Source organism: Pseudoalteromonas sp. GW168-MNA-CIBAN-0100 (assembly GCF_040309225.1).
In the GTDB taxonomy this organism is placed as follows: Bacteria; Pseudomonadota; Gammaproteobacteria; order Enterobacterales; family Alteromonadaceae; genus Pseudoalteromonas; species Pseudoalteromonas arctica.
Map to the genome: position 1 here is coordinate 1 of NZ_JBEOOL010000898.1, position 248 is coordinate 248.

The window sequence follows — 248 nt, forward strand, 5'->3', positions numbered from 1 at the left end:
GGGCAAGGCCGGTATGAATAGAGCCTGTTACATAATCTTCATCGCCACCACTGGCGGGCCAAAAGTAGCGAGACACAAAATCGTATTTATCTCCAGGCGCGCTGGCAACCACATCGAGCGGAAATAACGTTTTTAGTAACTGCGAATCGGTTTTAAGCTGAGTTACATCTTGCTCATTATCGTAAATAACAAAATAAGCTTGGCGGTTTTTTAGCACTTTTGTGGGCGCTTTTGATAAACCATTTAGC

General features: G+C 44.0%; 1 protein-coding gene. It reads right to left on the minus strand.

All coding sequences use genetic code 11. The features are described 5' to 3' along the window. The coding region (locus tag AAEY62_RS23905; RefSeq protein WP_350636954.1) for a PhzF family phenazine biosynthesis protein at positions 1-248 on the minus strand (248 nt) is incomplete at both ends.